The organism is Paraburkholderia sp. SIMBA_053 (assembly GCF_046534895.1).
In the GTDB taxonomy this organism is placed as follows: Bacteria; Pseudomonadota; Gammaproteobacteria; order Burkholderiales; family Burkholderiaceae; genus Paraburkholderia; species Paraburkholderia caledonica.
The window spans coordinates 1-292 of sequence record NZ_JAWRXU010000437.1; the positions used below are offsets into that span (position 1 = coordinate 1).

Sequence of the window (292 nt, forward strand, 5' to 3'; positions counted from 1 at the left end):
GGTGCGCAAGATCATGTCGACGGCGGCGCTCAAGGACATCACTGTCGAAGAGATTTCGCCTGGCCCGCAGGTGAGCGATCGCGACGCCTTCCTGCAGTACTTCCGCGAGCAGTCGGGTTCGATCTATACTGTGCGGTTCATGCGCGATGGGGCCGGACGACGGCAACTCGGTCGTGGACGAGCGTCTGCGCGTGCATGGCATGTCAGGCTTGCGGATCGTCGATGCGTCGATCTTCCCGAACATCACGTCAGGCAATATCAACGCGCCGACGATGATGGTCGCGGAGAAGGG

At 61.6% G+C, this 292-nt stretch carries 1 pseudogene; it reads left to right on the top strand.

Annotated features, from left to right (window positions below):
- Window positions 1–292: pseudogene (locus SB753_RS36320) on the top strand (GMC oxidoreductase); the annotation flags it as partial.